Annotated in this window: 28 protein-coding genes; 13 read left to right on the top strand and 15 right to left on the bottom strand. The window is 58.0% G+C overall.

Annotated elements, in window-relative coordinates; all coding sequences use genetic code 11:
* Positions 1-2: 2 nt before the first annotated feature.
* Positions 3-1,064, top strand: coding sequence for a YeeE/YedE family protein (locus ACR0DJ_RS14790; protein ID WP_170345083.1), 1,062 nt, complete (start codon positions 3-5; stop codon positions 1,062-1,064).
* Between the two features lie 571 nt (positions 1,065-1,635).
* On the opposite strand, the gene ACR0DJ_RS14785 is transcribed toward ACR0DJ_RS14790, so the two are convergent.
* Entirely contained in the window at positions 1,636-1,899 is a 264-nt protein-coding gene (locus ACR0DJ_RS14785) for a DUF2312 domain-containing protein (protein ID WP_152457363.1), read from the bottom strand.
* A 433-nt stretch (positions 1,900-2,332) separates the two neighbouring features.
* Between ACR0DJ_RS14785 and ACR0DJ_RS14780 the strand changes: the two genes are divergently transcribed.
* On the top strand, positions 2,333-2,551 hold the full coding sequence (locus ACR0DJ_RS14780) for a hypothetical protein (protein WP_170345082.1): 219 nt from the start codon (positions 2,333-2,335) through the stop codon (positions 2,549-2,551).
* A 9-nt stretch (positions 2,552-2,560) separates the two neighbouring features.
* Here the strand turns inward: ACR0DJ_RS14780 and ACR0DJ_RS14775 are convergent, their stop codons facing one another.
* Positions 2,561-2,776 carry a hypothetical protein gene (locus tag ACR0DJ_RS14775; RefSeq protein WP_425079730.1) on the bottom strand — a complete coding sequence of 72 codons (216 nt, stop codon included), beginning with the start codon at positions 2,774-2,776 and terminating at the stop codon, positions 2,561-2,563.
* 243 nt (positions 2,777-3,019) lie between these two features.
* Here ACR0DJ_RS14775 and ACR0DJ_RS14770 point away from each other — a divergent pair, with 243 nt between their 5' ends.
* Genes ACR0DJ_RS14770 through ACR0DJ_RS14755 form a run of 4 tightly spaced genes read left to right on the top strand, consistent with a single transcriptional unit; the run spans position 3,020 to position 5,219 of the window.
* Positions 3,020-3,883 (top strand): MBL fold metallo-hydrolase, encoded by an 864-nt coding sequence (locus ACR0DJ_RS14770; RefSeq protein WP_170345080.1) that lies wholly within the window; start codon positions 3,020-3,022, stop codon positions 3,881-3,883.
* A gap of 35 nt (positions 3,884-3,918) precedes the next feature.
* Positions 3,919-4,347, top strand: coding sequence for a YeeE/YedE family protein (locus ACR0DJ_RS14765; RefSeq protein ID WP_170345079.1), 429 nt, complete (start codon positions 3,919-3,921; stop codon positions 4,345-4,347).
* Positions 4,347-4,778: a DUF6691 family protein gene (locus ACR0DJ_RS14760; protein ID WP_170345078.1), complete on the top strand. Its 432-nt coding sequence runs from the start codon at positions 4,347-4,349 to the stop codon at positions 4,776-4,778. Before ACR0DJ_RS14765 ends, ACR0DJ_RS14760 begins: the two co-directional genes overlap by 1 nt.
* A gap of 9 nt (positions 4,779-4,787) precedes the next feature.
* The gene (locus tag ACR0DJ_RS14755) at positions 4,788-5,219 is read left to right on the top strand and encodes a protein tyrosine phosphatase family protein (RefSeq protein WP_170345077.1); all 432 of its coding nucleotides are present in this window, start codon (positions 4,788-4,790) and stop codon (positions 5,217-5,219) included.
* 3 nt (positions 5,220-5,222) lie between these two features.
* Here ACR0DJ_RS14755 and ACR0DJ_RS14750 read toward each other — a convergent pair whose 3' ends face one another.
* From ACR0DJ_RS14750 to ACR0DJ_RS14730, 5 genes are all read right to left on the bottom strand, one after another.
* The gene (locus ACR0DJ_RS14750) at positions 5,223-6,326 is read right to left on the bottom strand and encodes a FliM/FliN family flagellar motor C-terminal domain-containing protein (protein ID WP_170345076.1); all 1,104 of its coding nucleotides are present in this window, start codon (positions 6,324-6,326) and stop codon (positions 5,223-5,225) included.
* A 78-nt stretch (positions 6,327-6,404) separates the two neighbouring features.
* Positions 6,405-9,083 (bottom strand): sensor histidine kinase, encoded by a 2,679-nt coding sequence (locus ACR0DJ_RS14745; protein WP_170345075.1) that lies wholly within the window; start codon positions 9,081-9,083, stop codon positions 6,405-6,407.
* Positions 9,083-9,391, bottom strand: coding sequence for a hypothetical protein (locus tag ACR0DJ_RS14740; RefSeq protein ID WP_257600273.1), 309 nt, complete (start codon positions 9,389-9,391; stop codon positions 9,083-9,085). Before ACR0DJ_RS14740 ends, ACR0DJ_RS14745 begins: the two co-directional genes overlap by 1 nt.
* The gene (locus tag ACR0DJ_RS14735) at positions 9,388-9,768 is read right to left on the bottom strand and encodes a response regulator transcription factor (RefSeq protein WP_152457354.1); all 381 of its coding nucleotides are present in this window, start codon (positions 9,766-9,768) and stop codon (positions 9,388-9,390) included. Before ACR0DJ_RS14735 ends, ACR0DJ_RS14740 begins: the two co-directional genes overlap by 4 nt.
* A gap of 78 nt (positions 9,769-9,846) precedes the next feature.
* A complete protein-coding gene (locus tag ACR0DJ_RS14730; protein WP_425079737.1) occupies positions 9,847-11,139 on the bottom strand; it encodes a helix-turn-helix domain-containing protein in 1,293 nt (430 codons plus the stop codon).
* A gap of 189 nt (positions 11,140-11,328) precedes the next feature.
* Here ACR0DJ_RS14730 and ACR0DJ_RS14725 point away from each other — a divergent pair, with 189 nt between their 5' ends.
* The 4 genes from ACR0DJ_RS14725 (at position 11,329) to aat (ending at position 14,551) form a co-directional block, all read left to right on the top strand.
* Positions 11,329-11,865 (top strand): LuxR C-terminal-related transcriptional regulator, encoded by a 537-nt coding sequence (locus tag ACR0DJ_RS14725; RefSeq protein ID WP_170345073.1) that lies wholly within the window; start codon positions 11,329-11,331, stop codon positions 11,863-11,865.
* Between the two features lie 151 nt (positions 11,866-12,016).
* On the top strand, positions 12,017-12,511 hold the full coding sequence (gene accB / locus ACR0DJ_RS14720; RefSeq protein ID WP_170345072.1) for an acetyl-CoA carboxylase biotin carboxyl carrier protein: 495 nt from the start codon (positions 12,017-12,019) through the stop codon (positions 12,509-12,511).
* 9 nt (positions 12,512-12,520) lie between these two features.
* Positions 12,521-13,867 (top strand): acetyl-CoA carboxylase biotin carboxylase subunit, encoded by a 1,347-nt coding sequence (gene accC, locus ACR0DJ_RS14715; protein ID WP_480685425.1) that lies wholly within the window; start codon positions 12,521-12,523, stop codon positions 13,865-13,867.
* Positions 13,868-13,918: 51 nt separating this feature from the next.
* Positions 13,919-14,551, top strand: a complete 633-nt coding sequence (gene aat, locus ACR0DJ_RS14710) for a leucyl/phenylalanyl-tRNA--protein transferase (protein WP_480685475.1) — start codon at positions 13,919-13,921, stop codon at positions 14,549-14,551.
* Here aat and ACR0DJ_RS14705 read toward each other — a convergent pair.
* From ACR0DJ_RS14705 to ACR0DJ_RS14680, 6 genes are all read right to left on the bottom strand, one after another.
* Positions 14,506-14,874, bottom strand: a complete 369-nt coding sequence (locus tag ACR0DJ_RS14705; protein ID WP_480685423.1) for a DUF2155 domain-containing protein — start codon at positions 14,872-14,874, stop codon at positions 14,506-14,508. The two genes, aat and ACR0DJ_RS14705, sit on opposite strands and share 46 nt — an antisense overlap.
* Positions 14,871-15,323 (bottom strand): outer membrane lipid asymmetry maintenance protein MlaD, encoded by a 453-nt coding sequence (gene mlaD / locus ACR0DJ_RS14700; RefSeq protein WP_170345068.1) that lies wholly within the window; start codon positions 15,321-15,323, stop codon positions 14,871-14,873. Before mlaD ends, ACR0DJ_RS14705 begins: the two co-directional genes overlap by 4 nt.
* A gap of 11 nt (positions 15,324-15,334) precedes the next feature.
* The gene (locus tag ACR0DJ_RS14695; RefSeq protein WP_170345067.1) at positions 15,335-15,718 is read right to left on the bottom strand and encodes an NADH:ubiquinone oxidoreductase subunit NDUFA12; all 384 of its coding nucleotides are present in this window, start codon (positions 15,716-15,718) and stop codon (positions 15,335-15,337) included.
* A gap of 79 nt (positions 15,719-15,797) precedes the next feature.
* Positions 15,798-16,160 carry a RidA family protein gene (locus ACR0DJ_RS14690; protein WP_480685422.1) on the bottom strand — a complete coding sequence of 121 codons (363 nt, stop codon included), beginning with the start codon at positions 16,158-16,160 and terminating at the stop codon, positions 15,798-15,800.
* A 194-nt stretch (positions 16,161-16,354) separates the two neighbouring features.
* Entirely contained in the window at positions 16,355-17,623 is a 1,269-nt protein-coding gene (clpX, locus tag ACR0DJ_RS14685) for an ATP-dependent Clp protease ATP-binding subunit ClpX (protein WP_257600269.1), read from the bottom strand.
* Between the two features lie 131 nt (positions 17,624-17,754).
* On the bottom strand, positions 17,755-18,387 hold the full coding sequence (locus tag ACR0DJ_RS14680) for an ATP-dependent Clp protease proteolytic subunit (protein WP_117869644.1): 633 nt from the start codon (positions 18,385-18,387) through the stop codon (positions 17,755-17,757).
* 367 nt (positions 18,388-18,754) lie between these two features.
* Between ACR0DJ_RS14680 and ACR0DJ_RS14675 the strand changes: the two genes are divergently transcribed.
* The 3 genes from ACR0DJ_RS14675 (at position 18,755) to ACR0DJ_RS14665 (ending at position 20,541) form a co-directional block, all read left to right on the top strand.
* On the top strand, positions 18,755-19,096 hold the full coding sequence (locus ACR0DJ_RS14675) for an ArsR/SmtB family transcription factor (RefSeq protein ID WP_257600268.1): 342 nt from the start codon (positions 18,755-18,757) through the stop codon (positions 19,094-19,096).
* 62 nt (positions 19,097-19,158) lie between these two features.
* Complete coding sequence (locus tag ACR0DJ_RS14670; RefSeq protein ID WP_117869646.1) at positions 19,159-19,296, top strand: entericidin A/B family lipoprotein; 138 nt, start codon at positions 19,159-19,161, stop codon at positions 19,294-19,296.
* 828 nt (positions 19,297-20,124) lie between these two features.
* Positions 20,125-20,541, top strand: coding sequence for a type II toxin-antitoxin system Phd/YefM family antitoxin (locus ACR0DJ_RS14665; protein ID WP_480685420.1), 417 nt, complete (start codon positions 20,125-20,127; stop codon positions 20,539-20,541).
* A gap of 100 nt (positions 20,542-20,641) precedes the next feature.
* On the opposite strand, the gene ACR0DJ_RS14660 is transcribed toward ACR0DJ_RS14665, so the two are convergent.
* Positions 20,642-21,091 carry a hypothetical protein gene (locus ACR0DJ_RS14660; protein WP_170345062.1) on the bottom strand — a complete coding sequence of 150 codons (450 nt, stop codon included), beginning with the start codon at positions 21,089-21,091 and terminating at the stop codon, positions 20,642-20,644.
* Positions 21,092-21,197: 106 nt separating this feature from the next.
* Positions 21,198-21,518, bottom strand: coding sequence for a hypothetical protein (locus tag ACR0DJ_RS14655; RefSeq protein WP_480685418.1), 321 nt, complete (start codon positions 21,516-21,518; stop codon positions 21,198-21,200).
* Positions 21,519-21,733: the final 215 nt, after the last annotated feature.

Raw genomic sequence — 21,733 nt, 5'->3', positions numbered from 1 at the left:
CAATGCTCGAAGCATTGGGAGACGCAAATGCCGTTGCTCTGATCGGTTTGATTGGAGGCATCGCATTGGGGCTGGCCGCACGCATCGGGCGCTTTTGCACGTTGGGTGCCATCGAAGATTACCTTTACGCGGATGATGATCGGCGTCTTCGCATGTGGGCGGTTGCGATTGGCGTTGCGATTGTTGGAAGCCATACCGCCATGGCGTTCGGGTGGCTTGACCCTGTCGGGACACGCTACCTTGCCCAGACCTGGAACCCGATCGGTTCGATCGTGGGCGGCCTCATGTTCGGTTATGGAATGGCCATCAGCGGGAACTGCGGCTATGGCGCGTTGGCAAGACTGGGCGGTGGCGACCTTCGATCCTTCGTCATCGTTCTGATCATGGGTCTTTCGGCGTATGTCGTAATGTCGGGCCCCCTGGCATATCTTCGGGTTTGGCTGTTTCCAGTCGAAATGGATCTCAGCGCCCCCCAAAGCGTCAGCTTTCTTGCTGAACGGATGACTTCTGTTCCGGCGTGGCTCTTCGGTTCTGCCGTCGGTATTGTTTTGGTGGTCTTTGCTTTGGCGAACCAGCAGTTCCGCCGCACGCCAGCGCAAGTGTTCTGGGGATCTGTGGTTGGACTGGCGATCGTTTCGGGCTGGCTTGGCACGAACTGGGTAGCGACCCACGGTTTTGACGGTGAGCCGGTGCAAACCCACACCTTCGCTGCACCCTTGGGTGACACGATATTCTACTTGATGACAGCGTCCGGAAACACGTTGTCTTTTGCCGTCGGATCCGTCTCGGGCGTTCTGATCGGCGCGTTTTTGGGATCCTGGTCAAAGGGCCATTTTCGCTGGGAAGCCTGCGAAGATCCACGTGAACTGAAACGGCAAATGCTGGGCGCGGCGATCATGGGCCCCGGAGCGATCATCGCAGTCGGTTGCAGCGTCGGACAAGGCATATCTGCCTTTTCACTTCTGGCCTACAGCGCGCCCGTGACATTCGCCGCGATCTTTGCGGGCGCGGCGCTTGGACTGAAACAGCTCGTGTCCGGACTGTCCTTCATTACCGAGCGCTGAGTTCAAAACACTACCAAGCCCTATACCGAAAAGGTGTCGGTCGCGCCGATCAGCCCCTCTTGAGTGGTCTGGCTTTGTTGGTTGGTGCATGACCGGCCTTTGGTTGACCGACAGGATGCTTTGCGGCGCTCGCGCCCTCAGTGGCGATCGAGGATTCTGCACAGCTCCGTCGCATGTGCCACACGGCTAAAATACGGATTAGGAATCTTCAACGATTTTCAATACCAAAAAAACCCAGCCCTTGAGCCGCACGCCTTCGGGCAATCACGAGGCAGGACTTGCCTCGGATAAACTATCAAAAAAGGCAACAAGGTCTTCAGCAACCGCAGCTTCGGCTTTCTGACACATTGAAGATCTGCCTGTGAAAAACAGATTTGGTCGTCCGCAAGGACCCTGCAAACCCACAAGGCCACTGAGGCAATAAGCAATCACCGGACAGCCAGCCAGGTCTTCGATTTTGAAATCTCCGCCCGGTCTGGCTGTACATGTTGCAGGCTTGGCCAGTGACGCGCTTTTCTTCGCAAAGCTTTCGTCAGCCTGACTGAAATAGCACTTTTGCCAAGAACCGGTCTTAGTTCATGCCCAAGGCTTCTTTGTACATCTCGATGACAGCCTCTTGCTCGGCAATATCATCCTTATCTCTTTTTCTGAGAGAAATGATGCTGCGAAGAGCCTTCACATCGTAGCCGCGTGATTTACTCTCTGCGTACACTTCCTTTATTTGATCCGCGATGTCTTTCTTTTCCAACTCCAGGCGCTCGATACGCTCAACAAATTGGCGCAGCTCCCCAGAGGTGACCTTGTAACTTGCTTCTGCTTCTTCCGACATGCTCATCCAATTCTTCCCAATTCTGGATCATCACCGCTAAGAGAATACAGTTCATACCCCGTGTATTCGTCTCAAACTCTGGTTGCTACACACAAAACAGTTTTCTAGAGGCAGAAGCAACGACGTGCCCGGGCCTCGGCCATGGCTTCTTTCCGTTGTTCCACCAGGTTGTTTTCACCGCATCCAGACCCTCAAACCGTTCGATGAACTGGCACGTTTCATCAGCAGTCACGCGACAGTTGGGGTCAGCCTGATTGTTGATGATGCCTTCCATACGCGTCCGTCCCACGGGCTGAAATCTGATGCAGGAAGCCGGATACAATGCCGCCGCCCTGGTCGCAAGCACCCAATCCCACCCAAACCCCAAGTGTGCTTGTACGGCGCGATCCGATCCGGTAAGCGCGGGGGGGGGGAAGTTCAAGAAGAGATGTAGGGCACCATGTTCGAATTCATCACCTGGGGCGGCGCAGCCCTTTCTCTGGCCGGACTCGCCGGCCTGATCTGGTGCATTCTTCGCGTGATGAAAGCGCGCAAAGCGGGTCTGTCAGACGACGAATTGCGCGCGACCGTTCAGGGCGTTTTGCCTTGGAACTTGGCGTCTTTGTTCCTGTCCGTTCTTGGATTGATGCTGGTCATCCTCGGGATATCCTTTGGATGACTTCTTGTATCAAACCGGCAGGTTATCGAACTGCGCTTCCATAGCGTCTTCGCACAGGGCTGCATCCAGACGCCGCAGGCGGGACGGCACCTGCATCCCCTGCTGTCGCATACGGTCGACAACCTTGCTCACACTCGGCTGAAGCGCCAAACGCGTATCAAGGCTCGCATTTCTGAGCTCTTGCTCAAGCCGTTCTGCTTCGGAAAAAAGACTTGTCGATGTCATAATACCCTCCCAAGTGTCGCCAGTATCCCAGATATAGGTAACGGGAATAAGACCCGCTGATGTTAACCTGAAATTGTGCGGGATATTGCCCAACACGTTCGCGTTTTCGGCAATCCGGCGCGGATGACCCAAATTTTAGGCTGTTTCAATTGCGAATGCCTTGACCCGCATCAAACACAGGTTCGATGTTGCATCACATTCCATTTTACATATATGATTGTGACAACCGATACGGAGGAAATCATGACACCCACAGTGAAAGCGTTTTTTGACGATCAAACCTTCACGGTGTCCTACGTTGTTCATGAACCGCAAGGGCGTGCCTGCGCCATCATCGACAGTGTCCTGGATTTCGATCACGCGTCGGGGCGCACAGAGACAAAATCGGCTGACGCAATCATCGACTTTGTGCGCGCGCACGATCTAAAGGTCGAATGGATTCTGGAAAGCCACGTTCACGCCGATCACCTGTCCGCGGCCCCCTACCTGCAACAGGAACTGGGTGGCAAAATCGGAATAGGCGCTCAGATCGTCACCGTGCAGGACACGTTCGGCAAAGTCTTCAATGAAGGAACCGAGTTCCAGCGCGATGGCAGCCAGTTCGACGCCTTGTTCTCGGAGGGGGACAGTTTCCACATTGGGCAGATGCGGGGCGATGTTCTCCATACCCCGGGGCATACCCCGGCCTGCCTGACCTATGTGATAGGCGACGCCGCCTTTGTGGGCGACACGCTGTTCATGCCGGATTTCGGAACGGCGCGCTGCGATTTTCCCGGTGGCTCCTCAGCCACATTGTTTGAATCGATCCAGAAAATCCTGTCGCTGCCAGACGAAACGCGCATCTTCGTCGGACATGACTACAAAGCGCCGGGCCGCGATGAATATGCCTGGGAAACGACGGTAGGCGAACAGAAAGCGCTGAACGTCCATATCGGAAAAGGGCGGAGCATCGAAGAATTCGTGGAAATGCGCGACGCAAGGGACGCCACCCTTGCCATGCCGCGCCTGATCCTGCCCTCTTTGCAGGTCAACATGCGGGCCGGGCAAATGCCGCCTGCTGATGAGCAAGGCGATGTATTCCTGAAGCTGCCGGTGAACAAAATCTGACGCAAGTCAAATCAATCAAAAAAGGATAAACCCACATGAACATCGAGTGGATCTGGGGGCTGTGCGGTGGCCTGCTGATTGGCCTGGGCGGAGCCGTGTACCTGCTTGGAAATGGCAGGATCATGGGTGCAAGCGGCATTTTGGGTGGCCTTGTCGATGGTGAGGCCGGCGACACCAAAGCTGAACGTCTGGCCTTCATCGCCGGGTTGATCGGAATGCCGCTTCTGCTGCGGCCACTGATCGCCCCCGAGGCCCAAACGCATCTTACCAACAATCTGGGCCTTGTTGTTGTGGCCGGGCTTCTGGTCGGTGTGGGAACGCGTATCGCCAATGGCTGCACGTCGGGTCACGGGGTCTGTGGCATCTCGCGGTTTTCTCTGCGCGGCATCGTGGCCACCGTATTCTATATCCTTGCCGGCGGAATGACCCTCGTCCTGCTGCGCCATGTTTGGGGGTTGATCTGATGCGCCTTTTGATTGCTTTGCTTGCAGGATCGCTTTTCGGTGCCGGATTGTTGATTTCGGGCATGACGGACACGACCAAAGTTCAGGGTTGGCTGGATGTTTTCGGAAACTGGGACCCGACCCTGGCCTTTGTGATGGGTGGCGCCATCCTGCCGATGCTTCTGGCCTGGAGGCTGACCACCGGGCGCAAGGCCTTGACCGGAGGCGATTTTCCACCCCCTGCGAGGTCCGAGGTTGATCGCAGGCTCATCATTGGTTCCGTCCTGTTCGGAATGGGCTGGGGCTTGGCCGGGCTTTGCCCGGGACCGGCGATGGCCTCGCTGACATATGGTGGTTTGGGTGGGCTGGTCTTTCTGATCGCGATGATTGCAGGCATGTTCATCGCACCAACGCTAGGGGCTCAACTGGACAGAGCCGCAAACGCGGCCTAAGGATTTCGCATGGAGATTCGACCGATCACGCCCCGCTATGCTGTCTCGCCGCAGATCACGGTTGAAGACGTCCCGGCAATTGCCGAGGCAGGCTTCGTCAAGGTGATCTGCAACCGGCCCGATGTTGAGGTTCCCGCGATCATGCAATCCGACGCGATCGGTGAAGCCGTCCGTGCCGCGGGCATGGAATACGAGGTGTTGGAGCTGACCCACCAGACCATGACGCCCGAGATCGCAAAGCGGCAGCGTGACCTGGCAGAAAACTGCGATGGTCCGGTTCTGGCTTATTGCGCCTCGGGCACTCGATGTTCGGTGGTCTGGGCCCTTGGTCAATGCGACCGCATGAGCACGGACGACATTCTAGCCGCCACGACAAATGCCGGGTATCAACTGGAAAACCTGCGCCCTGCCCTGGAACAACTCCGCAGCAAGGCAGATTAGGCCCTATTCTGCGTCGGGATTCGTGTCGGCGGCGTCAAGGCCAGCCAGTTGCGAAATCTCTGCGACCATCCGCTCGGAATCGTTCAATGACAGATCGGTGTCCGTCAGGTCCAAACCCTCGTCCCCTATTGCCGGCGGCATGACATCCACCGCGCTGGAATCCGGTTCGACCAGGTGGTCGTGCGGCTGCATTCTCCCTCGGCTCTCGATGAACTCCTGCGCGTCGTCCCCCGACAAGGCGGGTAAGGCTGCATGTTCGTTCAATCGAACGGCGCGCAACCCACCACATTGACCAAGGCGGCCAATACCCGTTGGCTTTCGGTCGATGGTCAATATCTCAGTTCTGTCCAGACGCGCCCCGCGCAATGGCAAAACACATCCAGGTTGAATTTCTGACAGATCGGACAATGGCAGCGACATCCGGCACAAGACGGCGTTCAGTTCCGCCCGCACAACACCTGATGCCTGCTCGAGTCGGGGACCGGCCGGGTCCGAGACCTCCTCTGCCTTTTCCGGGGTGGCAGGATGCTCTGGAAGAAAGATCGAGATCTGTCCCTGCTGCGCCCCGCCGGCCAAATCAACCGTCAGATCGAAGACGCGGTATTCATCTTCAGTCATGGCCAACGACAAGCCGCGCGAATCTTTCGCACGTGCCGCGAACTCATATCCCGTCAGGCAGACCTCCTCGGCCGCAGCGTCTATGGAGCCGGCGGACAAGGTCAGAGCGGTTTCGATAAATGGCACCACCATGGCGGCATCCGTATCCGTGAAGGCCCTTGGGTCGGGATCACCGGGCAGTACGTGACCGATGGTCTGGGTTTGCACAACGGCGGACACCACGTGCGGGCTCAGGCAAATCCCAGCGCGCGCCTCCGGCCCGTCAAACACCAGCATCAGCCAATCCTGAGCGACTGATTCCACCATGTCATCCTGCGTGCGGTTGGCCTGTTTTGCCCCGATGACGGCCAAGGGAAGGTTCAATCGCTCACTTGCTGCCCGCGCAAACCCCAAGCGCAGCGCCCGCAGAACCGAACGCGGGCGATCGCCCAGATCTTTTCGTCCAACAGACAGTTTGCGCGCCAAAGCAGCGCTGACAGTTTGTGACATGGCGCCCGATCACCAGTTGCTTCAATAACTGGCTATTGGTTTACCCTGCCGAGCGTTACGAAGTTCTTTATGGCTGTGTCATTGCGCGGCCTGCTGGAATGCCAAAGGCAGGCTGACCCGGAATGCCGCGCCGCCCTGCCCGGGCAAATATGTGATCTCACCGCCCAACCGTTGCATGATCTCGCGGCAAATGGCCAAGCCCAGACCTGCGCCCCCTGCCTTGTCGACCCCGACTCGGGCAAATTTCTCGAACACCATCGAACGCGCGCCGGGGGGAATGCCGCTGCCGTTGTCGATGAAATCGATGATGACCCTGCCGCCGACGTCGTGGGCTGAAATGACCAATACCGGATCTTCCGCGTCACAGTATTTCTGCGCGTTCGAGATCAGATTGATGAACACCTGCCCCAACCGGTCCAGATCCGTATGCAGGCGCATTCGCTCTGCCGTAAAAGTCCGCCGGACCATGATTTTCCGCTCTGCTCCGGCCAGTGCGCTGGACACCGCCCGGTCCAGAACCGAACGCAAACTGTCATCGCTGAGGTTCAGATTGACCTGCCCGTTTTCCAGCACGCTCAAGTCCAGCAGATCGTCGAGAAGCCGGGTCAGGCGCAAGGCCTCATCGTGAATGATTGCAGCATAGCGGGTCTGCTCCTCTCGGCTTAGGCCCTCTGTATCCCGCATGATCTCGGAAAACGCCCGGATCGAGGTCATCGGCGTGCGCAACTCGTGACTGACCTGGCTGAGGAAGCTGTCTTTTTGCTCGGAAATCTGCGTCAGTTTGGTGTTTGCTTCACGCAGTTGGCGCGCCGTACGGGACAATTCGGACGACTTCTCTTCCAACCTCCCCGAATACTCCAGAAGCTGCGCCGATTCATCCGCCACCGCCAGCAGATCTTCTACGGAAACTGAAGACCCACCGACGATCTGAGCGATCATCGCATGCGCCGTGGCGGTGCCAACCGACCCGCTCAACTCTCTCTCCAGACGGTTGAGGAAACCCGGGGTCGGTTCCGGCATATGCGACCGGCCACCCTGTTTTTCAGCCTCAGCCTGAAAGAACTCCTGCGCCGGGGCGGTGCCCAGAATACGCTGTGTCATGATCATCAGGTCTTCGCTTTGCGCCACCGAACCGGACCAGCCACCCGGTGAAACCGAGTGATCGAAAACGTTGACGAACTGCGCGCCCTGCAAACGCTCCAGAGGGCTGGGAAAGCTCAGCAGGGACGCCACGCAAAAGGCAATGGTATTGAGGGACAGAGACCACATCACGGTATGGACCATCGGGTCGATCCCTTCGATCCCGAACAGGGCATGAGGACGCAACCAGGCAAGGCCGAACAGCCCATTCTGCATGACGGCCTCCGGCATCCACGGCGCGCCCATACCCGGCAACAACAGCGTATAAATCCACAATGAGAAACCGACGCTCAACCCGACAAGTGCCCCTGTGCGGGTTGCTCCGCGCCAGAACAATCCCCCGACCAAAGCAGGCAGGATCTGCGAGATGCCCGCAAAGGCGATCAATCCGATCGAGGCCAGTGCCGCACCCCCGCCGGACAACCGATAATAGAAGAAACCCAACGCCATGATCACGGCGATGGAAACACGGCGCGCTATCAAAACAATGCTGCGCACATCGCCCGAGACTGACCCTGTTCCTTCATGCGTGCTCAGCCAAATCGGCATGACCACATGGTTCGACACCATCGTCGACAAGGCCATTGCGCTGACGATGACCATCGACGTTGCGGACGAAAACCCGCCGATAAAGGACAGCATGGCCAACCAGTCATTGCCCTGCGACAGCGGTACCGTCAGCACGAACAGGTCGGGATTGGCCCCCTCTGGCAACAGGTCCAGACCAACGACGGCAATTGGCACGACAAAAAGGCTCATCAAAAGCAGATAAAGCGGAAACGCCCAAGCGGCGGTTCGCAGATGGCTTTCGTCATCGTTTTCGACCACCATCACCTGAAACATGCGCGGCAGGCAGATAAAGGCCGCGGCGGACAGGAATATGAAAGTTGTCCAGCGCCCGGCATCGACGTTCCACTGTCCGATTTCCGAGGCATCTATCCGCTCCATCATCGGGCCAACGCCACCGGCAATGCCCCACACCACGAAAACGCCCACGGCGATAAGAGCAAACAGCTTGACAACGGCTTCCACGGCAATGGCGGTGACCACACCGTGGTGACGCTCGTTTACGTCCAAATTGCGCGTACCGAAGAGAATTGCGAACACGGCCAGCCCCGCGGCGACCCAGAAAACGCTGGCCCCTTCGCGATACAGACCTGATGGATCGGCTTCGGCGAATATCGAAAATGAAAGGGTAATCGATTGCAACTGGAGCGCGATGTAGGGTGTCCCGCCAAGCACGGCCAGAACGGTCACACACACGGCAAGCGTGTTCGACTTGCCATAGCGCGATGACAACAGGTCCGCGATCGAGGTCACCCGCTGACTGCGCCCGACCCTCACCAGTTTGCGCAGTCCCCACCACCAACTGACCATCACCAGGGTTGGGCCAAGGTAAATCGTTACAAACTCCAACCCGGACCGCGCGGCATTGCCCACCGCACCATAGAATGTCCATGCCGTGCAATAGATCGACAGCGACAACGTATAGATCAGGGGCGACCGCAGCCACTTGCCCCGCCCTGCCGCAGCCATCCGGTCAGCGGCGAAAGCCACGGCGAACAAGAAAACGACATAGCCAAGGCAGACCAGGATCAGCGTGTTAATGGTTGCCATCACTCAGCGTCCGCGTCCTGATCCTCGCGCACGCCCAAACGGCGGGCGGCAATTCCAAAAAACAACCCAACCACGATCAGCGCGCCCCAGCAGACAAAGATGTAGTACATTGCTGAAGACAGGGGGACAGCCTCGCCCTTGCCGGGCTGATCGGGCCACAGCAACGGAAGCGCCAGCAGAGCCCCCCCCATGAACGGCAGCAGCCGCGCCGCATCCGCCAGCCTACGTCGGCGATAGCTTTGACGTTCGAGAAAAAGCGAGGGGCGTGCGCCCTGTGGTGCGTCCTTTTTGCCCTCGCCAGACATCATATCCGTGTCGCCTGCGCGTGAAGATCGCGCACGGCCGTCAGTACTTCGGCATTGGAAAACGGTTTGGTCATGAAACGGCTGACGCCTGCGTTTTCCGCCATTTCCCTGTCGCGCGATTGACCGCGCGCCGTCAGCATCAAAACCGGCAAACCTGCCAGTTCTTCCATCTCTCGGATGTCCCGCAGGATATCCATGCCGCTCTTGCCCGGCAGCATGACGTCCAGAATGACCAGATCGGGCTGTGCCCTCTGAATCACCTGAACCGCATCCGTTCCATCGCCATGCGTGTCCACCTGCCATCCCTCGCGGGTCAGCAGAAACCGGATTGCTTCGGCAATGTTCGGCTCGTCCTCGATCAACAGAACCTTACGGCTCATATTTTCAGTTCCTCCCCAAGACCGTTCCTCCATCCTCAGATCGGTCCCGTCCAGATTAAGCCTTCTGTCGGGAAAGTGTCAAAAGCCTTCGCTCAAAATCGACGGTTCGCGGCGGGCCTTGCAGGCATTGCTGGGACAGACACGGCAGTTTGGCCCGACTTGCGTGACCGGAGCGCCGCCTGCCGCCTCGTTGCCCGAACGGACCAGCATAACCGAACGATAAACGGGATCCTGATCATACCCCAATACCGCATAAGGCCAAGCATAGGCGAAGCATTCGAATTCAGCCGGGGTCCGCCCCATCTGGACAACCTGCTTGCGCACCGGAACAAGTGGGCGGCTCAAAGCCGTGAACAACGGCCACAGCGGGCAAACCTCACCATGCCGCGCCAAAGCAAAGCCCGGAATCGGCTTGATGAACAATATGCTGCCGGATGCATCGCAAAGCACCATGCCAACCGGCTGCGGCAACACGTCATCGGGTATGAACGCCAGTCGTCGCAGAACGGTGGCGACGTCTACGGAAAAGCGATAAGCCAACGCGATGGGATCCGTGTCGCCTTTTTGCAGACGTGATCGAAGCGCATCCAGCGGCAAAGCGATCGCATCATCGCGATACATCTTCAGAACTTCACGCGCCACAGTTCGCGCAGCCGACGTGTTGAGACTGCTCAGATCAACGGCATCCACATCCTCGCCCTGTTCCAATTCCGAAAAACTGTACCTGCGGGATTCGAAGAACGCTTCGACCTCTTCAAGCGGAACACCGCGCGGATCAATTGACGAGTCGCTTTCGTCCAGAAAGGTTACAAGTGCCTTTGAACTGCCGGCCAGCCGCTCTGCATCCTGGTGCAGGTTTTTGTGAAACCGCTCTCGCCACTCTGCTTCGATGTCCTCTGTGTCTGCAAGAATTGCCGCCGTTGAACGAATCGCCGCCGCCGTTGACAGCACTTCGTGCATTGATGCCGCAAGATGCGGGTCATGAGTCAGCCGGTCTGACAGGATCTCGACATTCCGTTCAAGCGAAACAACACGGCGGTGCATCTGCGCAAGCACCCCGGCCCATCCGGGAAAGCGCCCGGCAAATTCCTCCAGCCCGTCCACTTCGGCCTGCTGCCCGACGGCGTCATCCGCCGCCTCCCGCAGGGCCGACACAAGGGTCGCCTCGATCCCCTGTGTCAGGACTGAGGGTTCGACGGAAAGCGCAGACGCTATGTCCACCAGCAATTTGCCACCGATCCGGCGGCGGTTATGTTCGATCAGGTTCAGATAGGACGCGGATATCCCGGCAAGGCGGGCAAGTTCCGCCTGCCGAAGCCCGGCAATCTGCCGTCTTTCCCGAATGCGGCTTCCCGTCAACATATCACGCATGATCGTATTCTCCTGACCAGGCTTCAGCCTCTTTTTTCAGAACATATCATGTGTTTCACCGGTTTACCCAGGGATTTTCAAACCGTATTTACAACCTTGACAAAAGCGGCAGCCGCCAATGCGCATCAATGGCCACAAGAAACCGCATCTCCCCTTCAATTCCGCGTGGTTTCCCGGCACGATAAGCGGATGAGTGACCCCGCCTTTGAATATGCACCGATCGGGCTTGTTGAGCTGGAAAACCGGATCATCAGACGCTGCAATCTGCAATTCGCCCGCACTTTCGGCGGGGAAGAGGCCGATTACCGCAACATGCCGCTGTTGCATCTCTATCCCTCGGTCGCGGATTGGGAGAGGATCGGGGAACGCAGCCTGCAAGTGATGCGAGACACCGGGTACTACACGGATGAACGCGTCATGCGGCGTCGCAATGGCGATCTGTTCTGGTGCCGCGCCCGTGGCCGTTCTTTGACGCCCGATGACCCCTTCCGCCATGGAATCTGGAGCTTTTCCGACATCTCGGAAGAACGTCCCCTTGTCGAATTGACCGTTCGAGAACGCGAAGTGGCGATCCTGTCCTGCCGCGGCCTGTCCGCCAAGGAAATCGGCGTCGAACTGGGCCTGAGTTACCGCACAATCGAAGCCTATCGCGCCCGCCTGCTTGAGAAATTCGGCGCCCGCAAACTGCCGGAGCTTGTCGCCAAATTGTCAGGGATGCCTCTGTAACCTGTCCGCCCCTTTAAATTATACGGGATTCCCGCCTGTGATGGTGCGAGTCGGCGCTTTTCATGCACCGCCGCTTAGCCTATAACCCTGCGTAATTTGATCAGAGCCCGCAAGAAACAGACGGGCCAAAGGGGAACCGTCGAGGACACTCATGACAGACACCAAACACGAAGCGGATGTGGCATTCATCAAGGCTCTGGCCGAGTTGCTGCGTGACAACGACCTGACCGAATTGCAGGTCAAGCGCGAATATGGCGAGGAAGACAGCCTGAACGTGCGCGTAAGCCGCATGACACAGGCCGCAGCCGCACCAGTTCAGGTTGCCGTCCCTGCGGCGGCACCAGCTCCTGCTGCTGCGGCTGCGCCTGCCGTGGCCGAAGCCCCTGCTGCCCAGGAAGACCCAGCCAGCCACCCCGGCGCTGTAACGTCGCCCATGGTTGGCACCGTCTACATGCAGCCCGAGCCCGGCGCCCCCGCATTTATCTCGGTCGGCGCCTCCGTGTCCGAAGGCGACACGCTGCTGATTGTCGAAGCGATGAAGACCATGAACCACATCCACGCGCCCAAGTCGGGTACCGTCAAGCGTGTTCTGGTCGGCGATGGCGACGCTGTGGAATTCGGCACTCCTCTGGTCATCATCGAGTAAGGCGGGCCCATGTTCGACAAGATCCTGATTGCCAACCGAGGCGAGATCGCCCTGCGCGTCATCCGCGCCGCCCGCGAGATGGGGATTAAGACGGTAGCCGTCCACTCCACCGCGGATAGCGACGCGATGCATGTGCGCATGGCGGACGAATCGGTCTGCATCGGCCCCCCGCCCAGCCCCCAGAGTTACCTGTCCGTGCCCGCGATCATTTCGGCCTGTGAAATCACCGGAGCGCAGGCGATCCACCCCGGCTATGGCTTCCTGTCCGAGAATGCCGAGTTCGTGCAGATCGTCGAAGATCACGGAATCACGTTCATCGGCCCCACTGCGGAACACATCCGCGTCATGGGCGACAAGATTACGGCCAAGGACACGATGAAGGCTCTGGGCGTACCTTGTGTGCCGGGATCAGACGGCGGCGTGCCTGATCTTGCGACGGCCAAGAAGATCGGTGAGGAATTCGGCTATCCGGTCATCATCAAGGCTACCGCAGGCGGCGGCGGTCGCGGCATGAAAGTTGCGATGAACGCTGACGAAATGGAAAGCGCCTTCATGACTGCACGGGCCGAAGGCAAGGCCGCCTTTGGCAATGACGAAGTCTATATCGAGAAATACCTGACCACGCCGCGCCACATCGAAATTCAGGTGTTTGGCGACGGGAAAGGCAAGGCTGTTCATCTGGGCGAACGGGATTGTTCGCTTCAGCGGCGCCACCAGAAGGTGTTCGAAGAGGCCCCCGGCCCCTGCATCACCCCCGAAGAACGCGCCAAGATCGGCAAGGTCTGCGCCGACGCGGTCGCCAAGATCAACTATATCGGCGCCGGCACCATCGAGTTCCTCTACGAAAATGGCGAGTTCTATTTCATCGAAATGAACACCCGCCTTCAGGTGGAACACCCGGTCACCGAAGGTATCTTTGGCGTCGACCTGGTGCGCGAGCAAATCCTTGTCGCCGCGGGTGAACCGATGTCGTTCGGTCAGGACGATCTGGAAATCAACGGCCACGCCATCGAGGTTCGGATCAACGCCGAAAAGCTGCCGAATTTCTCGCCCTGTCCCGGCAAGATCACCGCGTACCACGCACCGGGTGGCCTTGGCGTTCGGATGGACTCTGCTCTTTATGACGGGTATTCGATTCCACCCTATTATGACTCGCTGATCGCCAAGCTGATCGTGCAGGGCCGTGACCGGGCCGAAGCGCTGGCCCGACTGGAACGCGCATTGGGGGAGTTGATTGTCGACGGCATCGATACCACGGTCCCTCTGTTCCACGCACTGTTGCAGGAACCCGATCTGCGCAGCGGCGACTACAACATCCACTGGCTGGAGCGCTGGCTTGCGGAGAACATGGAATAATAGTCACCAAGGACCGGAGGGCCCATGCCCTCCGGTTGCCTCATACCTGACATGAGCCTGTCCCCCGAACTTTTGTTGCATGGCTATTCCATCGGTATCTTTCCGATGGCCGAGCATCGCGATGACCCCGAGCTGTTTTGGGTCGATCCCAAGTTCCGCGGCGTCTTTCCACTGGACGGATTCCACATTTCTCGAAGCCTGGCGCGCCGTATCCGAAACTGCGGGTTCGATATTTCGATCGACAAGGATTTTTCAGGCGTCGTCGACGGGTGTGCCGACAGGGCCGATACCTGGATCAACGCCCAGCTTCATGACCTGTACCGTCAGTTGCACCAAACCGGGCATGCGCATTCATTGGAAATCTGGGAAGACGATGCGCTGGTGGGGGGCGTCTATGGCGTGACCCTGGGCGCGGCATTCTTTGGCGAAAGCATGTTTTCAAGGCGCAAGGACGCTTCGAAAATCGCCCTCGCCTATCTTGTGGACCGCCTGCGGCAAACCGGCTTCCGCCTGTTTGACACGCAGTTTCTGACCGCGCACCTGGCCTCTTTGGGCGCAATCGAAATTCCGCGCGGTGCCTACAAGAAAGAACTGGAAGAGGCCTTGAACCACAGCGCCGATTTCTCGGCACCGCTGAATCATTCGGCGGCGGGTGTGATACACCGTATGACCCAAACGTCATAACGCGCGTGATCCAGCGCATTCAACGCGGGGGAGGTTGCGATCATCCAACCGTCAAACAGCTGATCGGCCTTTCCGCTCTCCCAGATGGTCAGATAGGCGAATGCGTCACCGGTTGGATTGTCAACAGGATAACGGCAATCCCCCAGGGCAACATCCAGCCCAAAAACCGCTGCCGTCTCGCCGGTCTGCAATTCAACATCGACAGTCTGGCCGTTCACCTTGTCGAGGCCCCGCAACATTGCCCCGGGTCCAGATTGAACTTTCTGCTGCGCAGCCGCACCAGTGCCGGCCAGCAACAAGGCAAGAAACGCGGCGCGTATCATTCGCTGCCGTCTCCGGCTACGAACTTGACCAGGAGCGAAATCAGGCTGACCGCGCCCTGCGTATCCTCGATCTCATCGCCGGGATCAAAGTAGAATGGCGAGCCGCCGGGCATTACCTCGACGAAATTGCCCCCCAGCAGACCTTCTGACGAAATGACTATGGCACTGTCGTCCGGCACCAGAATCCCGTCCGCAATCGTGAAAGTCGTGTCAGCTCGATAGGTTTCAGGGTTCAGGGTGACGCCTGTCACGGTTCCGATCTTGACGCCGGCAAGGCGCACATCCGTGCCGACACCCACGCCCTCCAGTGATCTGAAAGACGCGCCCAGCTCATATCCAGCGGCCCCTTGCGACAAGCCCGTCGATTGGCTGGCATAGACACCAAACGCCACGGCACCGGCCAATACGACACCGCCGACAAGAACTTCGGTCCAGTTATGGGTCGACATTATCGCCTCGTCTATTCCGGGCTCCAGGCCTCATAGTCCTTACGTTCAACCGGTTCCGCGCGACGCAGAGATCCGGCCGGAGCATAGGCCAGCGCGGTGCCGGTCAGGTTTTCCTGATGTGGTTTTTCCCAGGATTTATGCGGCAGCGGTTTATCCGTCGGAGGCTCGTCCCAAGTGCGATGCAACCAACCATGCCATTCAGGATCAACCCGGCTGGCTTCGGCCTCGCCATTGAAGATAACCCAACGCCTGCTGTCATCGGCATTGCGGTAAAACACGTTGCCTTCATTGTCTTCGCCCACTTTCACGCCCTTGCGTGCAGTGTAGATCTGAGTGTTCAAAGTCGACCCATTCCACCAGGTCACGGCTCGCAAAAGACTGTTCAGGATTCCCATCGGGTGCCTCCGGCATTTCGTCGAGGAAAGGTATGGACCAAAGGCCCGCCAAGGTCCAGTGCCCCTGATACCACCTGCGTCACTCCGGCAGAAAGGCGGTCACTTCGATCTCGATCCTGTATTTCGGATCGATCAAACCGCATTCGATCATTGTCGCTGCCGGAGGGTTGGCTCTGAAAGTTTCGGCCAGGATCGGCCAGCACGGCTCGAACTCACTGCGATCGGGCAGCATGTATGTGACCCGAACCACATCGTGAAAGCCTGCGCCAGCCTCTGCCAAAGCCTTCTCGATCGTCGCCAGGGCTGATCGGCACTGTTCAACCGCGTCTTCACCCTGCCCGACAGTACCGGCGACGTGAACCCATCCGCCCGCGACCACCGCACGGCAGTACCCGACCTTGGCTTCGAACTCACCGCCCGAAGAAATGCGCTTCACTGCCATAATTCGTCACCTTTGTTGTTCGAAAACTTGCTTAAGCTTCCGCCGCCTAACTGCACCGACACTCATGTGCGAGCGACGGATCCACAGCTTCATCTGGCTAAAAATATCCCGGGGGGATGCCCGAAGGGCAGCGGGGGCAGAGCCCCCTGAACCGGTTCAAGTGAAGTCCCACCGTCGCGGCAAATAGCCCGATCTCAACCGGCCGATGCCGACTCCGGTGCAGCGTCGGTATAGATGAACAGAGGCTGCGAGTCAGACATGACCGCCTCTTCGTTCACCACAACTTCGCTGACATTCTTCATTCCAGGCAATTCGAACATCGTATCCAGCAGAATATCTTCCAGGATCGACCGCAGACCCCGCGCGCCGGTTTTGCGCTCGATGGCCTTTTTGGCGATTGCCTTCAAGGCATCATCCGTAAAGGCCAGCTCAACATCTTCCAGTTCGAACAGACGCTGGTATTGCTTGACCAATGCGTTCTTGGGCTTGGTCAGGATAGTCACCAGCGCGTCTTCATCCAGGTCCTCAAGCGTCGCCAGAACCGGCAGACGACCGACGAATTCCGGGATCAGGCCAAATTTCAGAAGATCCTCGGGTTCCAGTTCCTTGAATATCTCGCCGACACCGCGGTCATCATTGTCGCGTACATCGGCGCCAAAGCCCATGGCCGAACCTTTGCCGCGTTGCGCGATGATCTTGTCCAGACCCGCGAATGCACCGCCACAGATGAACAGAATGTTCGTCGTGTCCACTTGCAGGAATTCCTGCTGGGGATGCTTGCGGCCACCCTGTGGGGGGACGCTGGCCACTGTCCCCTCCATCAGTTTCAGCAATGCCTGCTGCACGCCCTCACCGGATACGTCACGCGTGATCGAGGGGTTTTCGGATTTGCGGGTAATCTTGTCGACCTCATCGATATAGACGATGCCGCGCTGCGCACGTTCGACGTTGTACTCACTCGCCTGCAACAGCTTGAGAATGATGTTTTCGACATCCTCACCCACATAGCCGGCTTCGGTCAGCGTGGTCGCGTCAGCCATGGTAAACGGCACGTCCAGAATGCGCGCCAGCGTTTGCGCCAGAAGCGTTTTACCGCAACCGGTCGGGCCGATCAGCAGGATATTCGACTTTGCCAGTTCGATATCGCTGCCCGCTTTCTGAGCGTGGTTCAAACGCTTGTAATGGTTGTGAACGGCAACCGACAGAACCCGCTTTGCGGTGGCCTGACCGATTACATAATCGTCCAGCACTTCGCAGATATCCTTGGGCGTCGGAACACCGTCAGAAGACTTCAGCCCGCTGGCCTTGGTCTCTTCGCGGATGATGTCCATGCACAGCTCAACACATTCATCACAGATGAAAACCGTGGGGCCTGCGATCAGCTTCCGGACTTCATGCTGGCTTTTGCCACAGAAGCTGCAATAGAGCGTGTTTTTCCCATCGCCGCCTGAATTCGTCGCCATGATCTACCTTTCGGGCTTCGTCCCTGCACCCCTTTTCGGGGGCGCTTACACCTGTGTGTGCAGCTTAGGCCAGCACTCTGGCGGCTACAATCTCAAAATGACCCCCGCGCCGGTGACGCGGGGTATTGGCCTCAGGCCTCTTCCGTGTCCATTTTCGCTCGGTTTTCGACGATTTCGTCGATGTGACCCCATTCCTTGGCCTCTTCCGGGCTCATGAAATTGTCACGATCCAGCGCTTTTTCGACCGCCTTTTTCGTCTGTCCGGTATGACGCACGTAGATGTCATACAGGCGATCCTTCAGCTTTTGCGTCTCGGCCGCGTGAATCATGATGTCACTGGCCTGGCCCTGGTACCCGCCGCTGGGCTGGTGAACCATGATGCGGCTGTTGGGCAGCGAAAAGCGCATTCCCTTCTCGCCCCCGGCCAGCAGAACCGAGCCCATCGAGGCCGCCTGACCGATAACCAATGTGGAACATTTCGGCTTGATGTATTGCATTGTGTCGTAAATCGACAAACCGCTGGTCACCACACCACCGGGCGAGTTGATGTAGATCGAGATTTCCTTGTTCGGGTTTTCCGCCTCGAGGTGCAGCAATTGCGCCACAACAAGATGGCTCATCCCATCATGGATCGGTCCGTTGATGAAAATGATCCGCTCTTTCAGCAGGCGGGAGAAAATATCATAGGCGCGCTCGCCCCGGCTGGTCTGCTCAACGACCATGGGGACAAGTGTATTCATGTAGGTTTCTACGGGATCGAACATTCGTAACCTGCCTGTTTAGCTATGGATCGGGACAATATCCCAACAAGTGTTACCTGAGTCTTAGTGTCGGCTAAGGGGGGCTGCAAGGGGGGCAAGTGAGAACGCTGACCGAATGTCGATCATCATCAATCGTCAAAGCGAACCATCTGTTGTTTCCAGGGCCGATCCGCCAATCGCCATCATTTGAATTACACGCCCCTTGCGTTTCGGGAACATTCAATCCGAACTCGCCTTTCACACATCACGCTATTTTGATTCATACATATAGAAATGAATGTACGAAACATGTACTGAAGGGGCTCACACTCACGTCTCTTTACGTAACGGAAACAACGCCCGGCCAACGGGTTTGCAAGGAACTCAATCGATGGCACTTCCTCAGCTGTCCAATGACATGTCACAAGAAGATTTTGACCGCATGGTCACCAACGCGACACGCGCGTCCAATTTCCTCAAGGCTATAAGCCACGAAGGCAGATTGATGATCCTGTGTCACCTTGTGTCAGGTGAAAAATCAGTCACCGAACTGGAAGAGTTGCTGTCCGCCAGGCAAGCCGCTGTTTCACAGCAGCTTTCCCGTCTGCGACTTGAAGGGCTGGTGATACCTCGCAGGGAAGGCAAAGCCATCTATTATCGTCTGGCGGATGAACGTCCGCGCCGCATGCTCGAAGTCGTTTACGAGCTCTTCTGCGGCGAGGCCTCGGCCTAAGAACTGGCTCCGCCTGAAAAAAGGTGCTACCGAAAAAAAGATCGAGCACCAAGGAGACGAATATGATCCGCGTAATTCTGATTGGCCTGAGTCTGTTTGCACTGACCGCCTGCGAAACCGCAAAAGGCGCCGGCAAGGACATCGAAAAAGCCGGAGATGCCATCCAGGGCGCAGCAACCGACGTGCAGGAAAGCCTGTAAGACACTTTATTTTGCGGCGGGCGTAGAACAATCATCAATATATGGTTGAAAGATCTCGCATGCCGCGGTAGCTTGCCCTTACAGGTGCATAGACGCGGCATTGCATCATCTGACGCTAAATCGGGGCTCTTTTGCACACGCAGAAGAGCCCCGGTCCCTTTCGGCAGGGGTGAGTGGTAGCCTGTATGAAACCGAAATCGGCAAAGGAAAAGGCGTCAGGTGCGCAGACGCGGTCTTTGCATGCATCCTTTCGGACACTCCTGACGCCTTACCGGTTCGATGCGCCCCGAAGGGCACCCCGATCCAGTTGCCCCAGCCTCCTGAGAGGCTGCGGCTGCCGCTTTGCCCCCGAAGGAACATCACAGCGTGCATCGGCCTTCTGAGAAGGTGGCCATCCGACTTGGGCACGAAACCCGCACTCGGCCGATCACCCACCGGTAAGCCATTGCAGTTAAACGCAAATCCTAAGATCCGGTCTCTCTGCCAAGACCCCCGGGCCTTTGCGTCCCACCTTCGGTTCCGAAGAACCTGTGTGGTGTTCAGACTGTTGCAGCACGCCTTGTATCTGACAAGAAAATAGCACCGCAGCATGAAAATTAAACGGGGATAAACTGTTGGTATCTGCCGGGAAATCTTTGTGGATAATCCGAGAAGTTTTGACTCCACGCATGTTTGCCCCGGGAAATTTTCAGGCCTGAACCTGACCCCGGTTTTTTGCCCAATGCTGCGGGCGCGAAGGTCACCGCACGCGCCGTTAGTTGAGAATTGCAGGATTTGTACAACCTTCGGACCACCAATCTTTCGAATCGTACATACGGAGATTCGCCGATGCGTTGCACCATTTCCCATGCGCGCGCCAATTTGGGCGCTCTGGTCACCCGTGCACAGGACCCGCGCGAAGTGATCATTCTGACCCGGCACGGCAAACCGCTGGCCGCTCTGGTCTCGGTCGCCGAGGCGAAGCGGATCTGGCATTTGCAGGATGATGACGAGATCGGGTGGAAACACCCGCTGTCGGGCATTCGCGGGATGTGGTCGCGGGGACGCAACATCCCCGAAATGGAACCGGGACCGGACGGCAGCTATGTCACCGCGCGCGAGGCCGCGCTGAAGGTTCGCGAAATCCAGATGGCCCGCGCCGAGGAACGCCGCATTCTTGCGCGGGGCGGTCTGGATCCTGTCGCAGGCGGTGAACTGGCCGCCCGGCCCGTCTCCTCGCTGTGGAGACGATTGTTCCGTTTTTGAGAAGCGGTCCGACCCGCGCGTGGCAACCTACTAACCTCCGCCGCAGTCATAATCGCAGCAGCGGTACTTACCCCCTACAATCGCCCGGGCCGGACACGCTTCAGTTCACCTGACGTTCCAAAACGGTGCTGTAGGTCGTTCCGGTCCGCAGGCTACGGAAATCGGCAAAAATCCTGCCATCTTCGTACCGCGCATCGATCAACGCATTCGCGCCGATCAGCAGAGGTGAGGTTTCGACGATGCCGATACTGCCCGTCCCATCGAGGCTGATGGTGCCGGTGGCCTCGTATTCATTCCAGTCGGTATCGCCATCGCGACGCCATTTGCTGTGCCCCCAGAAAACGTTGCCGTCCTGAAGCTGCACATCCAGCATCCATTCGGCCTGATTGAACCGGGGCTGATCGCCTTTGTAGTAATGGCTGGGCTGGACGGTCGTGTAGGACCCCAGCCATGTGCCGCGCAGGTCGGGCGTGGTATCGGCCAGCGCGGCCGTTCCAAGGGCGAGGGTCGTGGCCAAAGCGGCTGCTCCGGCAGTCATGTATCTGGTCATGGCTCTCTCCTGTTCGTCTGGTCAACAGATTGGGAGGGCACGTGGCGGTTGCAACTTACCTGAGGGAAACTTCATGATTGGTTCACCGGGGGCTTAGAATGGGGCTTCAGGCCCAGTCCAGAGCCGTCCCAACAATGACCAGCGCGATGCCGATCCCCTCGCGATAGGAAAAGTTCTCGCCTAACAGGAAATACGAGGCGATAGCGATCAGCACGACCTCGGCCCCCAGAATGCCGGTATAGATGATGCCCAATCGTTCGTTGCGCAGCGCGGCAAGTTCCAGCGTCGCGGCGGCCAGCAACGTGGCAACAATCAAAAGGGTCAGGCCAACACCGGGAATCTTCCACCAGAACTTCATCGAGATCATGGCAACGGAATATAGACCCGCCGACCCGAGGGCGATGATGGGGATCATGGATGTGGACATTTGGGCCTCCTGCAGAGGGTTCCGTAGGGTCAAGTGTAGCAGGAGGGTGTGGTTGGGGCTGTGAGGTGGGTCACAGTGGTTGGGGGAATAGTGGTGAGGAGTTGTCCGGCCATTGGCGAGGTAAGTGATTGGTTGGGACCCTTGCGACACAAATCTTGCCTTTCAAAGCAACCAGACAAGACCACCGACAATCAATGGCTTCTATGTCGTTGTTT

Source organism: Ruegeria sp. BF10 (assembly GCF_056538725.1).
Note: the sequence above shows the minus strand (reverse complement) of the source record. Positions and strands in the feature narration are given on the sequence as shown.

Excerpts from the sequence above, each read along its gene's own strand:
- ACR0DJ_RS14790 (WP_170345083.1), top strand. The coding sequence starts at position 3 with ATGCTCGAAGCATTGGGAGACGCAAATGCCGTTGCTCTGATCGGTTTG.
- ACR0DJ_RS14785 (WP_152457363.1), bottom strand. The coding sequence starts at position 1,899 with ATGAGCATGTCGGAAGAAGCAGAAGCAAGTTACAAGGTCACCTCTGGG.
- ACR0DJ_RS14780 (WP_170345082.1), top strand. The coding sequence starts at position 2,333 with ATGTTCGAATTCATCACCTGGGGCGGCGCAGCCCTTTCTCTGGCCGGA.
- ACR0DJ_RS14775 (WP_425079730.1), bottom strand. The coding sequence starts at position 2,776 with ATGACATCGACAAGTCTTTTTTCCGAAGCAGAACGGCTTGAGCAAGAG.
- ACR0DJ_RS14770 (WP_170345080.1), top strand. The coding sequence starts at position 3,020 with ATGACACCCACAGTGAAAGCGTTTTTTGACGATCAAACCTTCACGGTG.
- ACR0DJ_RS14765 (WP_170345079.1), top strand. The coding sequence starts at position 3,919 with ATGAACATCGAGTGGATCTGGGGGCTGTGCGGTGGCCTGCTGATTGGC.
- ACR0DJ_RS14760 (WP_170345078.1), top strand. The coding sequence starts at position 4,347 with ATGCGCCTTTTGATTGCTTTGCTTGCAGGATCGCTTTTCGGTGCCGGA.
- ACR0DJ_RS14755 (WP_170345077.1), top strand. The coding sequence starts at position 4,788 with ATGGAGATTCGACCGATCACGCCCCGCTATGCTGTCTCGCCGCAGATC.
- ACR0DJ_RS14750 (WP_170345076.1), bottom strand. The coding sequence starts at position 6,326 with ATGTCACAAACTGTCAGCGCTGCTTTGGCGCGCAAACTGTCTGTTGGA.
- ACR0DJ_RS14745 (WP_170345075.1), bottom strand. The coding sequence starts at position 9,083 with ATGGCAACCATTAACACGCTGATCCTGGTCTGCCTTGGCTATGTCGTT.
- ACR0DJ_RS14740 (WP_257600273.1), bottom strand. The coding sequence starts at position 9,391 with ATGATGTCTGGCGAGGGCAAAAAGGACGCACCACAGGGCGCACGCCCC.
- ACR0DJ_RS14735 (WP_152457354.1), bottom strand. The coding sequence starts at position 9,768 with ATGAGCCGTAAGGTTCTGTTGATCGAGGACGAGCCGAACATTGCCGAA.
- ACR0DJ_RS14730 (WP_425079737.1), bottom strand. The coding sequence starts at position 11,139 with ATGCGTGATATGTTGACGGGAAGCCGCATTCGGGAAAGACGGCAGATT.
- ACR0DJ_RS14725 (WP_170345073.1), top strand. The coding sequence starts at position 11,329 with ATGAGTGACCCCGCCTTTGAATATGCACCGATCGGGCTTGTTGAGCTG.
- accB (WP_170345072.1), top strand. The coding sequence starts at position 12,017 with ATGACAGACACCAAACACGAAGCGGATGTGGCATTCATCAAGGCTCTG.
- accC (WP_480685425.1), top strand. The coding sequence starts at position 12,521 with ATGTTCGACAAGATCCTGATTGCCAACCGAGGCGAGATCGCCCTGCGC.
- aat (WP_480685475.1), top strand. The coding sequence starts at position 13,919 with ATGAGCCTGTCCCCCGAACTTTTGTTGCATGGCTATTCCATCGGTATC.
- ACR0DJ_RS14705 (WP_480685423.1), bottom strand. The coding sequence starts at position 14,874 with ATGATACGCGCCGCGTTTCTTGCCTTGTTGCTGGCCGGCACTGGTGCG.
- mlaD (WP_170345068.1), bottom strand. The coding sequence starts at position 15,323 with ATGTCGACCCATAACTGGACCGAAGTTCTTGTCGGCGGTGTCGTATTG.
- ACR0DJ_RS14695 (WP_170345067.1), bottom strand. The coding sequence starts at position 15,718 with ATGGGAATCCTGAACAGTCTTTTGCGAGCCGTGACCTGGTGGAATGGG.
- ACR0DJ_RS14690 (WP_480685422.1), bottom strand. The coding sequence starts at position 16,160 with ATGGCAGTGAAGCGCATTTCTTCGGGCGGTGAGTTCGAAGCCAAGGTC.
- clpX (WP_257600269.1), bottom strand. The coding sequence starts at position 17,623 with ATGGCGACGAATTCAGGCGGCGATGGGAAAAACACGCTCTATTGCAGC.
- ACR0DJ_RS14680 (WP_117869644.1), bottom strand. The coding sequence starts at position 18,387 with ATGTTCGATCCCGTAGAAACCTACATGAATACACTTGTCCCCATGGTC.
- ACR0DJ_RS14675 (WP_257600268.1), top strand. The coding sequence starts at position 18,755 with ATGGCACTTCCTCAGCTGTCCAATGACATGTCACAAGAAGATTTTGAC.
- ACR0DJ_RS14670 (WP_117869646.1), top strand. The coding sequence starts at position 19,159 with ATGATCCGCGTAATTCTGATTGGCCTGAGTCTGTTTGCACTGACCGCC.
- ACR0DJ_RS14665 (WP_480685420.1), top strand. The coding sequence starts at position 20,125 with ATGCGTTGCACCATTTCCCATGCGCGCGCCAATTTGGGCGCTCTGGTC.
- ACR0DJ_RS14660 (WP_170345062.1), bottom strand. The coding sequence starts at position 21,091 with ATGACCAGATACATGACTGCCGGAGCAGCCGCTTTGGCCACGACCCTC.
- ACR0DJ_RS14655 (WP_480685418.1), bottom strand. The coding sequence starts at position 21,518 with ATGTCCACATCCATGATCCCCATCATCGCCCTCGGGTCGGCGGGTCTA.